18 protein-coding genes are annotated in these 15,617 nt (G+C 61.0%); 6 read left to right on the plus strand and 12 right to left on the minus strand.

The genetic code is table 11. The features are described from left to right. Positions 1 to 59: 59 nt before the first annotated feature. Positions 60 to 599: a GNAT family N-acetyltransferase gene (locus EDF61_RS01365; protein WP_105657159.1), complete on the minus strand. Its 540-nt coding sequence runs from the start codon at positions 597 to 599 to the stop codon at positions 60 to 62. Between the two features lie 89 nt (positions 600 to 688). After that, the gene (locus EDF61_RS01370) at positions 689 to 1,264 is read right to left on the minus strand and encodes a cysteine hydrolase family protein (RefSeq protein WP_208294210.1); all 576 of its coding nucleotides are present in this window, start codon (positions 1,262 to 1,264) and stop codon (positions 689 to 691) included. Between the two features lie 70 nt (positions 1,265 to 1,334). On the opposite strand from EDF61_RS01370, the gene EDF61_RS01375 reads away from it, so the two are divergent. Then, positions 1,335 to 2,282, plus strand: a complete 948-nt coding sequence (locus tag EDF61_RS01375) for a GlxA family transcriptional regulator (protein ID WP_105657158.1) — start codon at positions 1,335 to 1,337, stop codon at positions 2,280 to 2,282. On the opposite strand, the gene EDF61_RS01380 is transcribed toward EDF61_RS01375, so the two are convergent. From EDF61_RS01380 to EDF61_RS01405, 6 genes are all read right to left on the minus strand, one after another. Continuing rightward, a complete protein-coding gene (locus tag EDF61_RS01380) occupies positions 2,236 to 2,778 on the minus strand; it encodes a GrpB family protein (protein ID WP_105657157.1) in 543 nt (180 codons plus the stop codon). The two genes, EDF61_RS01375 and EDF61_RS01380, sit on opposite strands and share 47 nt — an antisense overlap. A gap of 63 nt (positions 2,779 to 2,841) precedes the next feature. Next, positions 2,842 to 3,774, minus strand: a complete 933-nt coding sequence (locus EDF61_RS01385; RefSeq protein ID WP_133833014.1) for a hypothetical protein — start codon at positions 3,772 to 3,774, stop codon at positions 2,842 to 2,844. A gap of 142 nt (positions 3,775 to 3,916) precedes the next feature. Beyond that, positions 3,917 to 5,425, minus strand: coding sequence for an Asp-tRNA(Asn)/Glu-tRNA(Gln) amidotransferase subunit GatB (gene gatB, locus EDF61_RS01390; RefSeq protein ID WP_133833015.1), 1,509 nt, complete (start codon positions 5,423 to 5,425; stop codon positions 3,917 to 3,919). Positions 5,426 to 5,430: 5 nt separating this feature from the next. Next, on the minus strand, positions 5,431 to 6,969 hold the full coding sequence (gatA, locus tag EDF61_RS01395) for an Asp-tRNA(Asn)/Glu-tRNA(Gln) amidotransferase subunit GatA (protein WP_402696449.1): 1,539 nt from the start codon (positions 6,967 to 6,969) through the stop codon (positions 5,431 to 5,433). 5 nt (positions 6,970 to 6,974) lie between these two features. Next, positions 6,975 to 7,271 (minus strand): Asp-tRNA(Asn)/Glu-tRNA(Gln) amidotransferase subunit GatC, encoded by a 297-nt coding sequence (gene gatC, locus EDF61_RS01400; RefSeq protein ID WP_038989805.1) that lies wholly within the window; start codon positions 7,269 to 7,271, stop codon positions 6,975 to 6,977. Between the two features lie 84 nt (positions 7,272 to 7,355). Further along, complete coding sequence (locus tag EDF61_RS01405) at positions 7,356 to 7,907, minus strand: maltokinase N-terminal cap-like domain-containing protein (protein WP_133833017.1); 552 nt, start codon at positions 7,905 to 7,907, stop codon at positions 7,356 to 7,358. Between the two features lie 85 nt (positions 7,908 to 7,992). Here EDF61_RS01405 and EDF61_RS01410 point away from each other — a divergent pair, with 85 nt between their 5' ends. After that, complete coding sequence (locus EDF61_RS01410) at positions 7,993 to 8,592, plus strand: GNAT family N-acetyltransferase (RefSeq protein WP_166650655.1); 600 nt, start codon at positions 7,993 to 7,995, stop codon at positions 8,590 to 8,592. 16 nt (positions 8,593 to 8,608) lie between these two features. Here the strand turns inward: EDF61_RS01410 and EDF61_RS01415 are convergent, their stop codons facing one another. Next, complete coding sequence (locus EDF61_RS01415; RefSeq protein ID WP_133833019.1) at positions 8,609 to 10,522, minus strand: penicillin-binding transpeptidase domain-containing protein; 1,914 nt, start codon at positions 10,520 to 10,522, stop codon at positions 8,609 to 8,611. Positions 10,523 to 10,585: 63 nt separating this feature from the next. Next, a complete protein-coding gene (locus EDF61_RS01420; RefSeq protein ID WP_133833020.1) occupies positions 10,586 to 11,146 on the minus strand; it encodes a GNAT family N-acetyltransferase in 561 nt (186 codons plus the stop codon). 192 nt (positions 11,147 to 11,338) lie between these two features. Between EDF61_RS01420 and EDF61_RS01425 the strand changes: the two genes are divergently transcribed. The 3 genes from EDF61_RS01425 (at position 11,339) to EDF61_RS01435 (ending at position 13,823) form a co-directional block, all read left to right on the plus strand. Beyond that, the gene (locus EDF61_RS01425) at positions 11,339 to 12,469 is read left to right on the plus strand and encodes an ROK family transcriptional regulator (protein WP_166650656.1); all 1,131 of its coding nucleotides are present in this window, start codon (positions 11,339 to 11,341) and stop codon (positions 12,467 to 12,469) included. Positions 12,470 to 12,538: 69 nt separating this feature from the next. Then, on the plus strand, positions 12,539 to 13,345 hold the full coding sequence (locus tag EDF61_RS01430) for a glucosamine-6-phosphate deaminase (RefSeq protein WP_133833242.1): 807 nt from the start codon (positions 12,539 to 12,541) through the stop codon (positions 13,343 to 13,345). A 28-nt stretch (positions 13,346 to 13,373) separates the two neighbouring features. Further along, a complete protein-coding gene (locus tag EDF61_RS01435) occupies positions 13,374 to 13,823 on the plus strand; it encodes an SRPBCC family protein (protein ID WP_133833022.1) in 450 nt (149 codons plus the stop codon). A 9-nt stretch (positions 13,824 to 13,832) separates the two neighbouring features. On the opposite strand, the gene EDF61_RS01440 is transcribed toward EDF61_RS01435, so the two are convergent. Beyond that, a complete protein-coding gene (locus tag EDF61_RS01440; protein ID WP_133833023.1) occupies positions 13,833 to 14,105 on the minus strand; it encodes a hypothetical protein in 273 nt (90 codons plus the stop codon). Between the two features lie 157 nt (positions 14,106 to 14,262). On the opposite strand from EDF61_RS01440, the gene EDF61_RS01445 reads away from it, so the two are divergent. Next, complete coding sequence (locus tag EDF61_RS01445; protein ID WP_133833024.1) at positions 14,263 to 14,820, plus strand: hypothetical protein; 558 nt, start codon at positions 14,263 to 14,265, stop codon at positions 14,818 to 14,820. On the opposite strand, the gene EDF61_RS01450 is transcribed toward EDF61_RS01445, so the two are convergent. Next, positions 14,817 to 15,617, minus strand: coding sequence for an inositol monophosphatase family protein (locus EDF61_RS01450; protein ID WP_105657144.1), 801 nt, complete (start codon positions 15,615 to 15,617; stop codon positions 14,817 to 14,819). The two genes, EDF61_RS01445 and EDF61_RS01450, sit on opposite strands and share 4 nt — an antisense overlap.

Here is a 15,617-nt window from a genome sequence, read left to right on the forward strand (position 1 = left end):
CAGGATCAGTGCGCAGTTGCCAGAGGCGCCAAATCAAATGCCGCAGGACCGCGCGCCGCTCACAGGTCCAGATCTTCCCAATCGAAGCGGGTAGCGGTCCCGGATTCCCAATCCTGGCGCAGGATCGCGTAGGCAACCGAGGCGAGATGGCGCCCGTCGCCGGTGGGCCACGCCATCCGGTAATGCGCCTCCTTGAGGAATCCGGCGCGAAGAAAAGTCTTGCGCATCGCGATGTTGTCTTCCCTGGTTTGGCCTTCGAAGCGCAAGGTGCCGGGGAAATCAGTGAACACCTTGGCGGTCAATTCCCTCAGTACGAGGGTACCCAGGCCTGATCCCCGGTGCTTTTCCGCCAAGCGCAGGTGAAGCATGGGAGTGTCGTCTTCCAGATCTTCGAGTACTGCCATTCCCAAGCATTCTCCCTCGCCAATAATCCAGAATCCTTGGCGCTCGCTGTTCCAATATCTTCCGCTATCGACTAGTCGTCTCAGCTCCGGCTCTGTCCAGTTCCGACGGACATGGAATGGGAAGCTGTTGCTTGATAGAAAAGCGGCGATGGCACTGCTGTCTTCCGGTACCATTGCTGTGAACGAGATATTCATGGGGCCAGCCTATAGAAGACATGCCGGATCCAGTCAGCGTAAACATGAATCCGGTGGCGACAGCACCCGGCCGAATATCTGCTTCCATGTCAGGCCGCTTTCAATGAATCCAGAATCTCTTGCGTCGAAACCACCAGCGCAAAGCCGTCTCCGTGAAGATTGGTCGCCGTAACCTGCATCAGAGTGGCTGCCGGTATTACCGTGCCGTCAGGTCCTGCCAGATCAAAAGTTCGTGTGGCATCGAGAGGCACAATGACGTCAAATCCCAGATTTCCGCCCATCCGGGCGGTGGTTTCTACACACAAGTTGGTTTGGATTCCGCAAACCACGATCTTTTTGATCTGATTGGACCTCAGCCACTGGCCCAAATCCGGGGAGCCATAAAATGATGAGTTCACTGACTTGGTTACGAACAGATCAGGGGTGACCGCTTGCACCGATTCGTGAAGATTATTGCCGGGACTTTCCACGAACAAGGGCGAGTCCGAATTTCGGCTATCGTGCCTGACGATCACTATCGGCATGTTCTTTTGGGACCACTCCAAGAGAAGCCGATCAACGTTGTTCTCGCATTGCGGGTAGTTGGTTGTCGGGCCCCATGAGGTGTCGTAGAAACCCTGCTGCATGTCAACCACGATCAATGCGGTCTTTGTACTTGTCATCATGCTTCTACTTCATCAGGGATCGAGGAACCCAACCAGTGGCATAAATGACATGGTTCGATAAGATTGCGCCATGACCATCGTGGGGATTCTAGTTGGGCCGGGCCGTCGAGCATTTGATATCGAAGTTGCACGCGAGGTGTACGACGACCGAACCGACCGTGGTCTCCCCCGGCCCGCAGTTCGAATCCTCGCAGCAACCACGGTCACCGCTCTTGACCCGGTTCGCTCAATACGGCGCACACATCCGCTTGCTTCGGTGGAGCAACTCGACATGATGGTGGTTCCAGGAAGCGAGAATCCGCTCGCAGAACCTCACCCGCAGGAAGTGGCAGCAGTTGCACGAGCTGCTTCCGCCGGGGTCCTTGTCGCCTCGTTGTGTACCGGCGCATTCACACTCGCCGCTGCAGGACTGCTCGATGGGCGAAGCGCGACGACTCACTGGCGTTTTGCCAATGAACTTGCAAGGCGTTATCCAGAGGTCAACGTCAAGTCGAGGGATTTGTATTGTGGCGAGGACAAAGTATGGACTTCGGCTGGAGTCACCGCAGGAGTTGATCTATTACTCCATCTAGTACGTCTAGACTGGGGAACCAGCGCTGCAGAAACTATCGCGAAGGCCATGGTCACCCCTGTTTTCAGACCGGGAACCCAAGCGCAATACGCGGATACCAGCATCCCTGGGAATTCATCGCCGTCAGTTGAACAACTGCATCTGGCAGTCAGCCAAGATCTTCAACGGCATTGGAACGTCCAAGAACTAGCAGCGGTCTGCGCAATGTCACCACGGACTTTTCACCGGTGGTTCTCAGACGCGGTCGGGACAACACCTATTGCATGGCTCAATGATCTTCGAATCAGCGAGGCCCAACGCCTACTGGAACAAAGCGACCTGTCGGTTGGCGCCGTTGCCCGTCAGGTTGGCTTTGCTTCTGATGATCTGCTGCGCAAGCATTTCTCGTCGCGATTGGGGATCACGCCGACCGGCCATGCAGCGGCTTTCCGTCGACAACGTCCTTGATGAATTGCGCCTTGCCTCGCGCATAAGCGATCCTGTCATCCCCGACCCTCGTGGCCAAGTCCTGTTTCAGCTCGGCATATGCGGTAGCAACATTGGCGTCTTCCCTCAGTCGATCGCGGAACACCAGATGCTCGCGTTCCCAGACCGAACCGAGTTGGCACACGTGAACATGCACTGTTCGGGGCTCTCCCGCGGGCGGACGAAAGAAGAGATGGCCGGTCTCCCGTTGCCGCAGCACAAGCCCCAGCGCTTCGAGGCCGCTGCGGTACGCGGACTCTTCTGAAATATCCGGAACAGCTATTTGGAGGTCGAGAACTGGTTTGGCGATGAGGCCCGGAACTGCTGTCGACCCGATATGCTCTGCAGATGCCGCGGCAGGACCAATGGCGTCCTGGATGCGCAGCATCCAATCAGCGGCCTGGACGGCCCACGACGGATCATGCTCGACAAGATGGACAGGTTCACCACCGGGCTTATCAAACCATTCGCTATTCATCTATCCAGTATGCCTCGATGCCGGAAGCCGGAAGGTGCAATTCCAGGCAGGTTCCACTTCGCCCTATCCAGCCGGCTGGCCGTTTTCACCCAGCACCGCTTCCCCGTCGGTATGCAGCGGGTTTTTCATCGTCGGCATCCACGCGCAGCGCGTCTGCATGCCCGACACCGCTTGCCCATCCCTGATCAGCACCGTGCCCAGCATCCACTGCCCGTCGTCGGTGACCTTTTCCATGGCTTCCGGTCCGGCCAGGTAGCCCATCATTTCTTGATCGTCCAGAGGCATCTCGCTCTTGGCGTTCGGGGCAGAATAGACGGGGATCGACACGGAAATGGTGTCGCCATTTGCCTCCGGGTGGCAGTATCCACCGTCGCCTCCAAGACCGTCCGTGCGCACGAGGTAGTACTGGTCATCGCCGGAATACTGTTTTACGCCTACCGTTCGAACCTGTTCCAGCGGGCCATTTTCCGCGCAGGCAGTATTCTGGAAATCGCTGCGCAGGTACTCAGTGACCTTGACGCCCTGCGTGGCTGGCACCACGCTCGCAACGGTGGATCCGCAATTATGCGAATAAGCGATCTCGCCGGGAACCTGGACTGGCCCCTCCTCCGTCGCAACCCAGGCAACGAAGTGCTCCCAATAGGCATTGCCGGACGTGCTGATGAACGATGCGACGGCATCGTCTACGCCGTCGCCATCCAGATCCGCGTAGACGATCTTGCCCAGCTCATAGCTGTTGAATTCATCGCTGGCTTTCGAATTCTCAAGACGGATCTTCGAGGGTTTGCCATCGAGCGCCATCGGATCCATCCAGGTTGCGTTTCCAAGATCCGCATCTCGCAGGGATTCGATCCCAGGTTCTTCCTTGCTCGGCGAAGGAACTGCCGTTGGCGTTGAGGATTCCAGGTCCGGCTCTGGTTCGCTGCACCCAGTGAGCAGCAGCCCAACCGCGGCCACCGTGCTGAAAATTCTTGCTCCACGAGATGCATCGATCATGTTCAGATGATAACTGAATATAAAAACGACTCATAAAAACTTGTGCCATCAAGACCGCTTGCGCGTAATGCTTGATAAAAAACGCCAGCCTCGGACTTCACGCTTGGAAGTCCGAGGCTGGCGCCAGGGCTGGAGTCCGGGACTAGAGTCCCAGCTTCTCCATCACGATTTCGCGCACGCGGCCGGCGTCGGCCTGTCCGCGGGTGGCCTTCATGACAGGGCCCATCAGCGCACCGATGGCCTGCATCTTGCCGCCCTTGATCTTCTCGACCACATCAGGCATGGCAGCCATGGCATCATCCACGGCCTTGCCCAAGGCATCATCGTCATTCACAACAGCCAAGCTGCGCTTCTCGACGATTTCGCTTGGGGTGCCTTCGCCGGCGATGGCGAATTCCAGCACCTGGCGGGCGATCTTGTCGTTGATCTTTTTCGCCTCGATCAGCGAGTTCAGCTCAACGATGGTCGCAGCGCTCACGCCCAGATCGGCGATGTCCTTGTCCGCGGCCTTGGCCAGGCGGGCGATCTCGCCCATCCACCACTTGCGGGCCACAGCGGCGCTGGCGCCAGCGGCAATGGTCTGCTCGATCTCGTCGAGCACACCGGCGTTGACCACGTCGCGGAATTCCTTGTCCGCGTAGCCCCACTCGGCCTTCAGGCGCTTGCGGCGCTCGGCTGGCGGTTCCGGCAGGCGGCCGCGCAGCTCTTCGACCCATTCGGCGGTGGTGACGATAGGCACCAGATCCGGCTCCGGGAAGTAGCGGTAGTCATCGGCATCCGACTTCGGGCGGCCCGAGGTGGTCGAACGGGTGTCCTCATGCCAGTGGCGGGTTTCCTGGACGATCTTCGCACCGGAGTCCAGCACCGCGGCGTGGCGCTCGATCTCGAAGTGCACGGCGTGCTCCACGGCGCGCAAGCTATTCACGTTCTTGGTTTCGGTACGGGTGCCGAACTTCTGGGCGCCCTTGGGCATCAGCGAGACGTTGGCATCGCAACGCACGTTGCCGCGTTCCATCTTGGCATCCGAAACGCCCAGGTTCTTCACGATTTCGCGCACGGCGGCCACGTAGGCCTTGGCCAACTCGGGAGCGCGCTTGCCGGCACCCGTGATTGGCTTGGTCACGATCTCCACCAGCGGAACGCCAGCACGGTTGTAGTCAACCAGCGAGTAGTCCGCACCCTGGATGCGTCCGGCAGCGCCACCCATGTGGGTCAGCTTGCCGGCATCTTCTTCCATGTGGGCGCGTTCGATCTCGACGCGGAAGACTTCGCCGTCTTCCAGCTCGATGTCCAGGTAGCCGTCGAAGGCAATTGGATCATCGTACTGGGAGGTCTGGAAGTTCTTCGGGGTATCCGGGTAGAAGTAGTTCTTGCGGGCGAAGCCGCACTTCTGCGCGATCTGGCAGTTCAGTGCCAGGCCGATCAGGATGGAGTACTCCACGGCGGTCTTGTTGACCACCGGCAGCACGCCGGGCAGGCCCAGGTCTACCGGGGTGACGTTGGTGTTCGGGGCATCGCCAAAAGCGTTCGGCGCGTCGGAGAACATCTTGGTCTTGGTGTTCAGCTCGACGTGGACCTCGAAGCCCAGGACCGGGTCGTAGCGATCCAGTGCCTCGTCGAAGTCGACCAGTTCATCGGTGTAGTTGCTCATGGTGCCTAGGCCTCCTGCGCGATCGAAGCGGTGTCAATGGCTGGTGCCTGCGAGATCAGCGAGTGGCCCCACTGCTTCTCGAGCAGGGTTTCCAGTGCTGCGCCGGCACGGTACAAGCGGGCATCCTCGTAGGCCGGGGCCAGGAACTGGATGCCTACCGGCAGGTTCTCGGACAGGCCGCCCGGGACGGTGATGCCCGGAACGCCAGCGAGGTTGGCCGGGATGGTGGCCACGTCGTTGAGGTACATGGCCAGCGGGTCGTTGTCGTTCGCGCCCAGCTCGAAGGCGACGGTCGGCGCGGTGGGGGAAATCAGCACGTCGGCCTGCTCGAAAGCGGCCTCGAAGTCGCGCTGGATCAGCGTGCGGACCTTCTGCGCCGAGCCGTAGTAGGCGTCGTAGTAGCCGGCGGACAGGGCGTAGGTGCCCAGGATGATGCGGCGCTTGACCTCGTCGCCGAAGCCGGCGGCACGGGTGGAGCCCATGACGCGCTCGATGGTCATCGGGCCCTCTTCCGGAAGCACGCGGTGGCCGTAGCGCACACCATCGAACTTGGCCAGGTTGGAGGAAACTTCCGACGGCATGATCAGGTAGTAGGCGCCCAGCGCGTACTTGAAGTTCGGGCAGGAAACCTCGACGATTTCTGCACCGGCGGCCTTGAGCAGTTCCAGCGACTCGTTGAAGCGTGCCTGGACACCCTCCTGGTAGCCTTCGCCGGTCAGTTCCTTGATGACGCCAATGCGCAGGCCCTTGATATCCCCGGTGGCGCCGGATTCAGCGGCGGCAACCAGGCCTTCGAGCGGGTTGGGCAGCGAGGTGGAATCCTTGGGATCGTGCCCGCCGATCAGTTCCTGCAGGTAGGCCGAGTCCAGCACGGTACGGGAGACCGGGCCGATCTGGTCCAGCGAGGAGGCCATGGCGATCGCGCCGTAGCGCGAGACAGCACCGTAGGTCGGCTTCACGCCGACGGTACCGGTGACGGCGCCTGGCTGGCGGATGGAGCCGCCGGTGTCGGTGCCCAGTGCCAGCGGAGCTTCGAAGGAGGCCACGGCTGCGGCCGAGCCGCCGCCGGACCCGCCCGGAATGCGGTTCAGGTTCCACGGGTTGCGCGTCACGCCGTAGGCGGAGTGCTCGGTGGAGGAACCCATGGCGAATTCATCCAGGTTGGTCTTGCCCAGCATCGGCAGCTTGGCAGCGCGGATCTTCTCGATCACGGTCGCGTCGTAGGGGCTCATCCAGCCTTCGAGCATCTTCGATGCCGCGGTGGTCGGCTGGCCCTTGGTGACGATCAGGTCCTTGATCGCGATGGGCACGCCGGCCAGCGGGTGCAGGGCTTCGGCCTGCGCGCCGCCGGCGGCACGGATGGCGTCAACTTCGGCTGCGACGGCGAGCGCTTCTTCGGCGTTCACGTGCAGGAAGGCATTCAGTGCGCCGTCAACCTCGGCGATGCGGTCCAGGTGGGCCTGGACTGCTTGAACGGAGGTGGCTTCGCCGGCGCGCAGCTTGGCGGCCAGCTCGGTGGCGGAAAGCTTAATCAGTTCATTCACTTGGATTATTCACCATCCAGAATAGCCGGGACCTTGAAGCGGTCCGAGTCCGAATCAGGCGCGTTGAGCAGAACTTCTTCAATGCTCAGCGTCTGCCCCACCGTATCTTCGCGCAACACGTTGGTCAGCGGGATCGGGTGGCTGGTGGCTGGGACGTCGGAGGCGGCGACTTCGCTGACGGACGCGATGGCACCGACGATAGCGTCGAGTTCACCGGTCATTTTGTCCAGCTCTGCGTCGCTCATCTCGATGTGGGCAAGGTGTGCCAGATGCACAACGTCCTCACGGCTGATGGCAGACATGTATCTCCCTAGAATGGCGGTTGGGTTTCATAGACAAGTCTATCCCTTACGCGCCTGCCCCAATGCCTATATGCGGGGCATTAGTTATGCTGTGCGCAATACCAAACCGCTCAGGTCCTGGCCGAGGGCGTTCTCCCAGATCCCGATAACACCGGCTTCGGCGGGATCGCCGGCTACCGGTTTGCGGATGATCACCGCGTCTTTGCCCCGACTCTCGCCGCGGACCAGGATCCGCGGATCCGCGGTAAAGGACTCGGACCGGTGCTGCGGCGTGGCATTCCCGGCCAGCAGTTCACGTGCCTGGGCGATGAAAATGGGGTCGCCGGCGGCGTCATAGACAAAGCGGGTGCCCAGAATCGCGTGCTCGCTCGTTCCCAGGAGGTAGCGTTCCGCACCGTCAACCGGGGCATCCCGATAGGTCAGCGGAACGTGGTAAATCACGTCAGAGGTATCGCTGTGGTCAGCGTAGAAGCTCAGCTCGATACCGACTTCACCCTGCGGGTCTTCCAGACGGAATCCGCCAACACTTTCAAGTTTCGGCGCGCCCTGGCCGGTGTAGAACTCCTGCTTGGCCAACCAGGCTGCCACCAACTCGGTCTTAGTTGGAGACATGGTGGTGTTGTAGACGATTCCCATGAGCTTAGTCTGTCAATTGCTGGTATTAGGCACAAGTGTTAGCGCAACGGTTCTTTGGCCAGCCGATAGCTCCTACGATGGTTTCATGCACACACATGAGCCATGGGATGAAGTTCAGCAGGCGCAGCAGTACGGGCAGAACCTGCTGCGGGATGCCGCCATTGAACTGCGCGAGTCCGAGCACGAGGACTTCTCGGTCATGGCCGGGTGGTGGAACGATCCGGCCTGGGCGGTGCTCCAGCAACGAACCATCAAACCGCGTCCCGGGGCTCCGCTCGTGGAAATGTTCGCACAGTGGAGCGAGAACAAGCCCTCTTCCGGCGATGCCGGCTTCAGCATCTTCGAGCGCGGCAGCGGAACCTTCATCGGGCACATCACGCTGCATGGCGGCCAGTTGCCCCATCGCGCCGCTGAAATGGCGGTGATGATCGGCCCGGACTTCGTCGGCCAGGGTTTCGGCACCCGTGCCACCGCGTTGATGTCCGGCTATGGTTTCCGCGAGTTGGGACTGCACCGGATTAGCCTGTGCGTTGCCGCCTTCAACCAGCGGGCCATCCGGGCTTATGAGAAAGCCGGGTATACCCAGGAGGGGCGCCAACGCGAGGTGTACTTCCACAATGGCGTATTCCACGACCAGGTGCAGCTGAGCCTGCTCGCCGGCGAATACTTCGCCCAGCGGGGCTGAGCAGCACCCCGCGGTACTATTTGGCCGCTTCCTCCAGCATGGACTTCACCAGCGGTCCCGCCGTCTGGGCTCCGCCGTCTCCATCCTCGACGAACGCGGCAACCGCCAGATCGCCTTGGGCGGCGATGGCCCAGGCATGCGCGTTCTTTTCGCCGTCGTATTCGGCGGTGCCGCTCTTGCCGATGATCTTTCCGCTGCCTACTGCCTTCAGGTCCTCCAGGGTTCCGTGGTCCACGACCTCGGCCATCATGGTGGACAGCTGCCCTGCTTCCTCTTCGCTCAGCGTGGAAGCCGGCTTGGCAGGTGCCTGGGGTTCTGGCGCCAGGATCAGCTTGGGCTGCACTGTGGACTTCGCCTGGATCGATGCCATCACGGTGGCCATGCCCAGTGGCGATGCTTCCACCACGCCCTGGCCAATCATGTTCGCGGCCTGGGTGGTGCCTTCAGAATCTTCGGGCACCGAACCGAACACTGCGCCGGCACCGGTTCCGTCCTCTGCCAGCAAGCCGAGAGCAGCCGCGGCTTCAGCCAGGTTCTTGCCGCCAATTTCCGTTCCCTGATTCACAAAGACCGTGTTGCATGACTGCGCGATTGCTTCGGATAGCGGGATGGTGCCTACGGCGGCAGCAGGATAGCCGTCATAGTTCTTGAAGCTCTTGCCATCCACCACCGTGGTTGCCGGGCACTTGACCTCGGTGCCCGGTGTCGCTCCGTCACGCAGCATCGCCAAGGCGCTCACGACCTTGAAGGAAGAACCCGGTGCATAGGAAGCTTGCAAGGAGGTGTTCAGCCCGGAAGAAACCGGGCCCGAGGAGGCCGCGAGGACGCTGCCGTCAGAGGGCCGAATGACCACGATGGCAGAGTTCGATTCGGCTTCGGCCAGCAGTTCATCCGCGGTTTCCTGCAGTCCGGTGTCCAAAGTGGTCTTCAGGTCCTTGCCTGCTACCGGGGCTGCGGTGATCAGTTCCGCTACCGCTTCATCTTCAGCGTTGTACTGCGATACCGAGACTCCTGCAGTTCCCGCGAGGGTGTCATTGTAGGCGGCTTGCAATCCTGATTGGCCTACCTGGTCACCGGCCTTGACCTTGCCTTCAGACTTCTCGATATTCTCGGCGGTGGCCTTGCCAACGCTGCCTAGCAGCGGGCGGGCGAAGGAGCGAGTGGGTGCCAAGGGCAGCTCGTCGTTGTGGAAGCCGGCACCCGGAATGCCCTTGATTTCCTCGTCGGTGACTTCCCGCGTTGCGTCATCGCGCAAGACAATAGCTTCCACCCAGGCTTTGTCGCCAGCGGCCATCACTCGTTGCGCATAGGCCTGTTCATCGATGTCCACGAGCTTGGCCAGTTTCTTCGCCGAGCTTTCCCAGTTTTCTTTTCCGGTGTGGGTCTTATCCATGCCAACACGAATCACCGGCCGATTGGAGACAATGCTTTCGCCTTCAGCATCGGTGATGCTGCCTCGTGCTGCAGGGTCGAAGGCCGCTTTGAGGTAGTCGCCGGTTTCGAACTCAGGGGCAAGAATTGACGGGTCAAAGCGCAGTTTCCAGGAATCGGATTCCTTGTCGAATTCCCACACAGCCTGGGTGTCGTAGCTCAGATCCTTGTCCGACTTGTCGATATCCCATACCGTGGTGATGCTCGCGGTAGCTGTCTTGACCCCATCTTGCTCTTCTTCGTCTTCGGCCACCGAACGAACGGTGCTCGTGTGCTTGATTTCGCCCATGGCGCCAAAGGCAGTTTCCTGGGCTTTCGCTGCATCTTTCGGGCTGGTCCCAGCGAATTGCACTGAGCCGAAATCGCCGCTATTCATGGCGGATACCAGTGCATCGGCCGAAGGCGCCGGGTCTGGCGCGCCAGCGCTGCAGGCACTTAGTGCGCCCATGGCCAGGGACGCAACGGACAGGGCGGCAACACTTCGGCGAATAGCACTCATGGCGCCATTCTATTCACGCGCTCGGACAGACCACAACGTGTGTCCGCCGAAGTCATGGGCGGTTCACCTGGATCCAGGCTGAATCCTTCTTGGCTGCAGGCTATAGGCGTAGACAACCAATTCGATATCGGTGTTCGGCACAAACCAGTCGCGTTCGGGATAGTGGATGAATCCGAGGGATTCATACAGTCCCCGGGCAGAATCCCAGCTGCTGCCGGTAGTCAGGGAGACGGCATTGATTCCGGGAATGAGCCGGGCGCGCTCGATGGCGGCCTGCACCATGCTCCGGCCAACACCCCTGCGCTGCGCGGCCGGATCAACGCTGAGCATGCGGATTTCCAGCTCGTCCGCTCTGGCAATGTCCGCATAGTCGCTGCCCGCCCGGATCAAGGTCATGGAACCGATGATCTCTTCTTCCCGGCGCACCACGTAGATTTCGGTCTGGGCTGCACGCTCGGCCACCTTGCGCACGAAGTCCAGGTACTCGTTATCCGGGCTGTCGAAATGCCCAGCGGCAAAATAGGACTCTGCGGTCAGCTCCCCCACATGCTGGTAGTGCTCGGGAGCAGCCAGTTCAATCGACAAGTCGCCAATGCTGGTTGAAAAAGTTTGCGTGTCAGTCATGATGCTCCAAGTGTGCCACGAGCTCAGGGGGTTCCTGCACGTCACCGAGCCCAAGGCAAATGATGCTCTGGCTGAAATTTTTGCTGAGCAATTCTTCTCTGATCTGCAGTGATTCGCGGTGGGAAATAGCGCCTTGCGAATAACTGGGAGAAAAACTTGCCCGCAAGTTTGTTAATGGAGTTAACTAACCCTGTGACTTCCCCACGCAAGGACTGGAATGTGCTGTCGCACGGCAGCGCTATTTTGCCGTCCCATGGAAGGGAGCACAACCTCTCTCTGGTTCTGCAAACACTTTCGGACCAAGGCGCTTCGAGCCGTGCCGATCTGGCACGCGCTACCGGCCTGACACGTGTCACCGTCTCGGAACTGGTCGCGGAATTGATCAACCGCTCGCACGTCATTGAGACCGGGCAGCAAGAGCAAAAACGCCCCGGCAAGCCCTCCACCCTCGTCGATTTGAATCGCCCGGGGCTCAGGATCATCGGCGTGGACTTATCCGGCGTTGTCCCGTTCCGGGCGGCCATCATGGATCTGGATGGCGCCATCCTCAAGAGTTTTTCTGCCCAGGCACGTGAAGCAACCGGTGAGGCCGCGACGGTCCAGCTCCTGGAGCTGCTCGACACCGCACTAGCCGAATGCGACGCACCGGTTCTGGGCGTGGGCATTGGCTCGCCCGGCGTAGTGACCGATCGGGGAATTGTCCTCGCAGCCGAAAAGTTCGGTTGGCGCGACTACGACCTGCGATCTGCGGTCGAGCAGGCTACCGGCCTGGCCGCTCATGTCCTCAATGACGCCGACTGCGCCATCCTTTCCGAGCACACTTTCGGCCAAGGCAGCGACCACATGATCTTGCTGCGCCTGGGGCGCGGTGTAGGCTGCGGCGTCATCACCCACAACACCCTGGTGCGCGGCTCGGATTTCGCCGCCGGCGAGCTGGGCCATGTCCGCCAGCGTGCGCAGGACACTGTCTTATGCAGCTGCGGGCAAATCGGCTGCCTGGAAGCCTATGCTTCCGTTCCTGCAATCTGGAAGTCCCTGGCCGAGGGGGAACCAAAGGAACAGCTGGATCAGCGGATCGCCGCGTATCTTGCTGGCGCACTTGCCCCGCTTCTTTCGGTACTCGACATTCGCGATGTCATTTTCACCGGGACCCCGGAAGTCGTGGATCAGCCTCTCGCGCAAGCGCTACGCGAAGCACTGGCCCTGCGCTCGCATACGGCACGCGCCGAGAACTTCCGGCTTTCGCTGAGCGAAGATCCAGAGCATCTGGTGCTCCGAGGTTGCGCGGTCAACGTGCTATTCCATGAACTGGGGATCACCTAGCGGGGCCGCCCGGTTTCTCCATACCTGTATTCCACTAATCATCACTGCCAAGATCGGAGAGTGCCCACCATGCGAGTGCTCATTGGTTCATCCCCTGAAGAAGTTGCACGCATCGCTGCCGACAACGTGTTGGCCGGCCTGGCCCACCACAGCGCTGGAGCCCCCTCGAATTTGGGGCTTGCCACAGGTTCGTCTCCGTTGGGCCTGTACCGTGAACTTTCCCGTGCGGTCCAGGAAGGCCGTGCCGATTTCACCGATACCCAGGGTTTCGCCTTGGATGAGTACATCGGGATCCCGGACACCCATGAACAGTCCTACCGCCAGACGCTGATCAACGAGGTCTGCTATGTCATCGGCTTGCCTGCCCGCTGCCTGCATGTACCGCAGGGCATGGCCGCATCCGTGGAAGCCATCGAGACGGCGGCCCGGGCGTACGATGCCTCTATCGCCCAGGCCGGTGGCATCCACGTACAGATTCTGGGCATCGGATCCAATGGGCATCTGGGCTTCAACGAACCAGGCAGCGCGCTGCGAAGCCGCACCCGCATCAAGCGCCTCGCGGCCAATACCCGTGAAGACAACGCCCGGTTCTTCGACGGCATCGAGCACGTTCCCACCCACTGCGTCACCCAGGGACTAGGTACTATTCTTGACGCCGGCCGCTTGGTCCTGGTGGCTGTAGGCGCGGGCAAGGCCCAAGCCATTGCCGCTGCCGTAGAAGGGCCGCTGTCAGCTTCCTGCCCGGCATCCGTCCTGCAGCTGCACCAGGATGCCGTGGTAGTAGTTGATGAAGCGGCAGCCAAGGGGCTGAAACTGCGTGAATACTACGATGACGCGGCTGAGGAACTGACCGTCGTAGACCTCGTGGTCACCTAAACCGCCCAGTCAATGGCATACTGAAGCCATGGCCGTCTACTTTGAATGCGTTACGCTTTGCGGTGCTTCACGTGCCGACCTCTTCGAGAAATCGCTCAGCATCGACGCGCACGCCGGTTCAATGGCCGATTCGCAGGAAAAGGCCGTGGCGGGGGTTACCAGCGGCACTATCGGATTAGGCGAGCAGGTCACCTGGCGTGCCAAGCATTTCGGCATCCCCTTCCGGATGACCTCGAGGATTTCCGACCTGGATGCCCCGCACACGTTCACCGACCAGCAGGAGCGAGGGCCTTTCAAGTCCTTCCACCACGTCCATGAATTCTACGAGTCGGACCAGGGGACGTTGATGGTGGACAAGATCCGCTTCAGCGCTCCATTGGGTCCCTTGGGCTGGCTAGCCGAGCGGCTCGTGCTTGGCTGGTACCTGCCCAAGCTCATCCGGATCCGCAACGACTACCTGGTCAACGCGCAAGGCTAATCCTGCTCGCTAGCGGTCCTGTGGCTCGATGACCACAGCCCACTGGCGCACCGCGCAGGAGTCGGATTCCCCGCATTCTCCGGTCAGCGGCTGCGCCTGGACTATGACGGCCATCGGGCTGGGCAATTCATTGGGAACCACCGGAGGCACATGGCTGAACGAACCGTCGGTGTTAACCGGGATCTTCAGATCCGGGCCTTGATCCGATATGGCTTCGCCCCGCTCCAAGATGACGGAGTACACGGTTGCAGTGCGGATTGGAAGTTGGATCCGAGGGCTCATCGCCGTCGGCCTGCGAGGGGAATTATTGACGGCTCCACGTGTACAGTGGATTAGTCGCCACGACGGCAGTAAACCGCTACCCCTATCAAGGCCAATGACCCCGATGCAGCAGACCTCGACAGCCAGCTCACCTCTTTCGGTGCGAAAAATCGCCTTAGTGGTTTCGCACGTGCTCTCCCCCATTATCCTGGCCACCGTGTTGCTGTTGGCAACGCCATGGCGGGATTCCTCAGTGCGCTGGACCGAGTCGATTGTTGCCGCCTTGTTCACCACGATTATTCCGTGGCTGATCCTGGCCGGGGCGAAACTGCGCGGCAAGGTCACCGATATGCACGTGACCGTACGGCGTCAGCGGCATGGGATCTATGCCTATACCGCAGGATTGATCCTGTGCGGCCTGCTCGTGCTGCGGGTCATGGATGCCGGTTCCGGGATCTTCCTCGAAGTGCTCAGCATCCTGCTTGGATTGGCGCTTGTTGCCGTGATCAATTTGTGGTGGAAGGTCTCGGTGCACCTGGCTGTGGGCACCTACGTTGTTTTGCAGGTGGCGGGACAGCAGGCCGAGCTGATGCCGCTAGTGGTGTTCTTCCTTGCGGTGCTTTCCTGGGCCCGGATCCGCAGCTGCCAGCACACCGCCACACAGGTGTGCGGCGGTGTAGCTGTGGGCATCGCCATCCATTACGCGCATCAGTGGATAGCAGCTTTGCTTCCCTAGGCGCTAGGCTCCGCGAGCTTGGCTGGATCCACCAATCCGGCGTACTGCCAGCCCGGGTTGCTGCTGGGCCTGCCTACCTGGCATCCGGCTTCCTCTGCAATCAGCGCGCCGGCAGCCCAGTCATACTCCTGGGTGCCATATTCGGCGTAGGCGTCCAAAGACCCCTCGGCCACCAGGCACAGGTCCAGCGCGGCCGAGCCGAGTCGGCGCACATTGACGTAGTCCTGGAGCATCTGCCCGAGCACTTGGGCTTGGAACTGGCGGCGCTGGGAATCATAGCCGAAGCCAGTTGCCAGGATCCTGGTCTCGGATTCGGCCGGCCCGGTGAGCTGTGTGAGCTTCCCGGATCGCAGATCAAGCTTCCATGCACCCAATCCCTTTCCGGCGAAGTATTCCACCTGCAATGCAGGGGCGACGATGGCCGCGGCTACCCAGGTCTCGCTGCCATCCTCGTTGCGTTGGCAGACGCCCACCGAGGAGCAGTAATAGGCGATGTTGCGCACGAAGTTCGTGGTGCCATCCAGCGGATCAATGCTCCAGCGCAAGCCGCTCGGGTTCGCAGGCTTGGCACTTGGATATTCCTCGCCGGTCAATTCGTCGTTGGGCCGGGAGGTCAGGATGGCCGCGCGAATTGCTTCCTCGGCGGCACGGTCGAAGTCGGTCACCCAGTCCCCGGCCGCCGATTTGTCGGTGAGGTTGAACTGCGATTCATCGCGGCGGTTGAGTACTTCGGCGCCGGCGGCGGCGGCCCGGCGGGCAACCATTACCAGCGGATCATGAGTCACTGCGCGGTCCAT

The sequence above is a fragment of the Arthrobacter sp. JUb115 genome, from assembly GCF_004365035.1.
Classification (GTDB): domain Bacteria; phylum Actinomycetota; class Actinomycetes; order Actinomycetales; family Micrococcaceae; genus Glutamicibacter.

What these genes read in the sequence shown, in the direction of transcription:
- EDF61_RS01365 (WP_105657159.1), bottom strand. Translation starts at nt 599, where the DNA reads ATGAATATCTCGTTCACAGCAATGGTACCGGAAGACAGCAGTGCCATC.
- EDF61_RS01370 (WP_208294210.1), bottom strand. Translation starts at nt 1,264, where the DNA reads ATGATGACAAGTACAAAGACCGCATTGATCGTGGTTGACATGCAGCAG.
- EDF61_RS01375 (WP_105657158.1), top strand. Translation starts at nt 1,335, where the DNA reads ATGACCATCGTGGGGATTCTAGTTGGGCCGGGCCGTCGAGCATTTGAT.
- EDF61_RS01380 (WP_105657157.1), bottom strand. Translation starts at nt 2,778, where the DNA reads ATGAATAGCGAATGGTTTGATAAGCCCGGTGGTGAACCTGTCCATCTT.
- EDF61_RS01385 (WP_133833014.1), bottom strand. Translation starts at nt 3,774, where the DNA reads ATGATCGATGCATCTCGTGGAGCAAGAATTTTCAGCACGGTGGCCGCG.
- gatB (WP_133833015.1), bottom strand. Translation starts at nt 5,425, where the DNA reads ATGAGCAACTACACCGATGAACTGGTCGACTTCGACGAGGCACTGGAT.
- gatC (WP_038989805.1), bottom strand. Translation starts at nt 7,271, where the DNA reads ATGTCTGCCATCAGCCGTGAGGACGTTGTGCATCTGGCACACCTTGCC.
- EDF61_RS01405 (WP_133833017.1), bottom strand. Translation starts at nt 7,907, where the DNA reads ATGGGAATCGTCTACAACACCACCATGTCTCCAACTAAGACCGAGTTG.
- EDF61_RS01410 (WP_166650655.1), top strand. Translation starts at nt 7,993, where the DNA reads ATGCACACACATGAGCCATGGGATGAAGTTCAGCAGGCGCAGCAGTAC.
- EDF61_RS01415 (WP_133833019.1), bottom strand. Translation starts at nt 10,522, where the DNA reads ATGAGTGCTATTCGCCGAAGTGTTGCCGCCCTGTCCGTTGCGTCCCTG.
- EDF61_RS01420 (WP_133833020.1), bottom strand. Translation starts at nt 11,146, where the DNA reads ATGACTGACACGCAAACTTTTTCAACCAGCATTGGCGACTTGTCGATT.
- EDF61_RS01430 (WP_133833242.1), top strand. Translation starts at nt 12,539, where the DNA reads ATGCGAGTGCTCATTGGTTCATCCCCTGAAGAAGTTGCACGCATCGCT.
- EDF61_RS01435 (WP_133833022.1), top strand. Translation starts at nt 13,374, where the DNA reads ATGGCCGTCTACTTTGAATGCGTTACGCTTTGCGGTGCTTCACGTGCC.
- EDF61_RS01440 (WP_133833023.1), bottom strand. Translation starts at nt 14,105, where the DNA reads ATGAGCCCTCGGATCCAACTTCCAATCCGCACTGCAACCGTGTACTCC.
- EDF61_RS01450 (WP_105657144.1), bottom strand. Translation starts at nt 15,617, where the DNA reads ATGGACCGCGCAGTGACTCATGATCCGCTGGTAATGGTTGCCCGCCGG.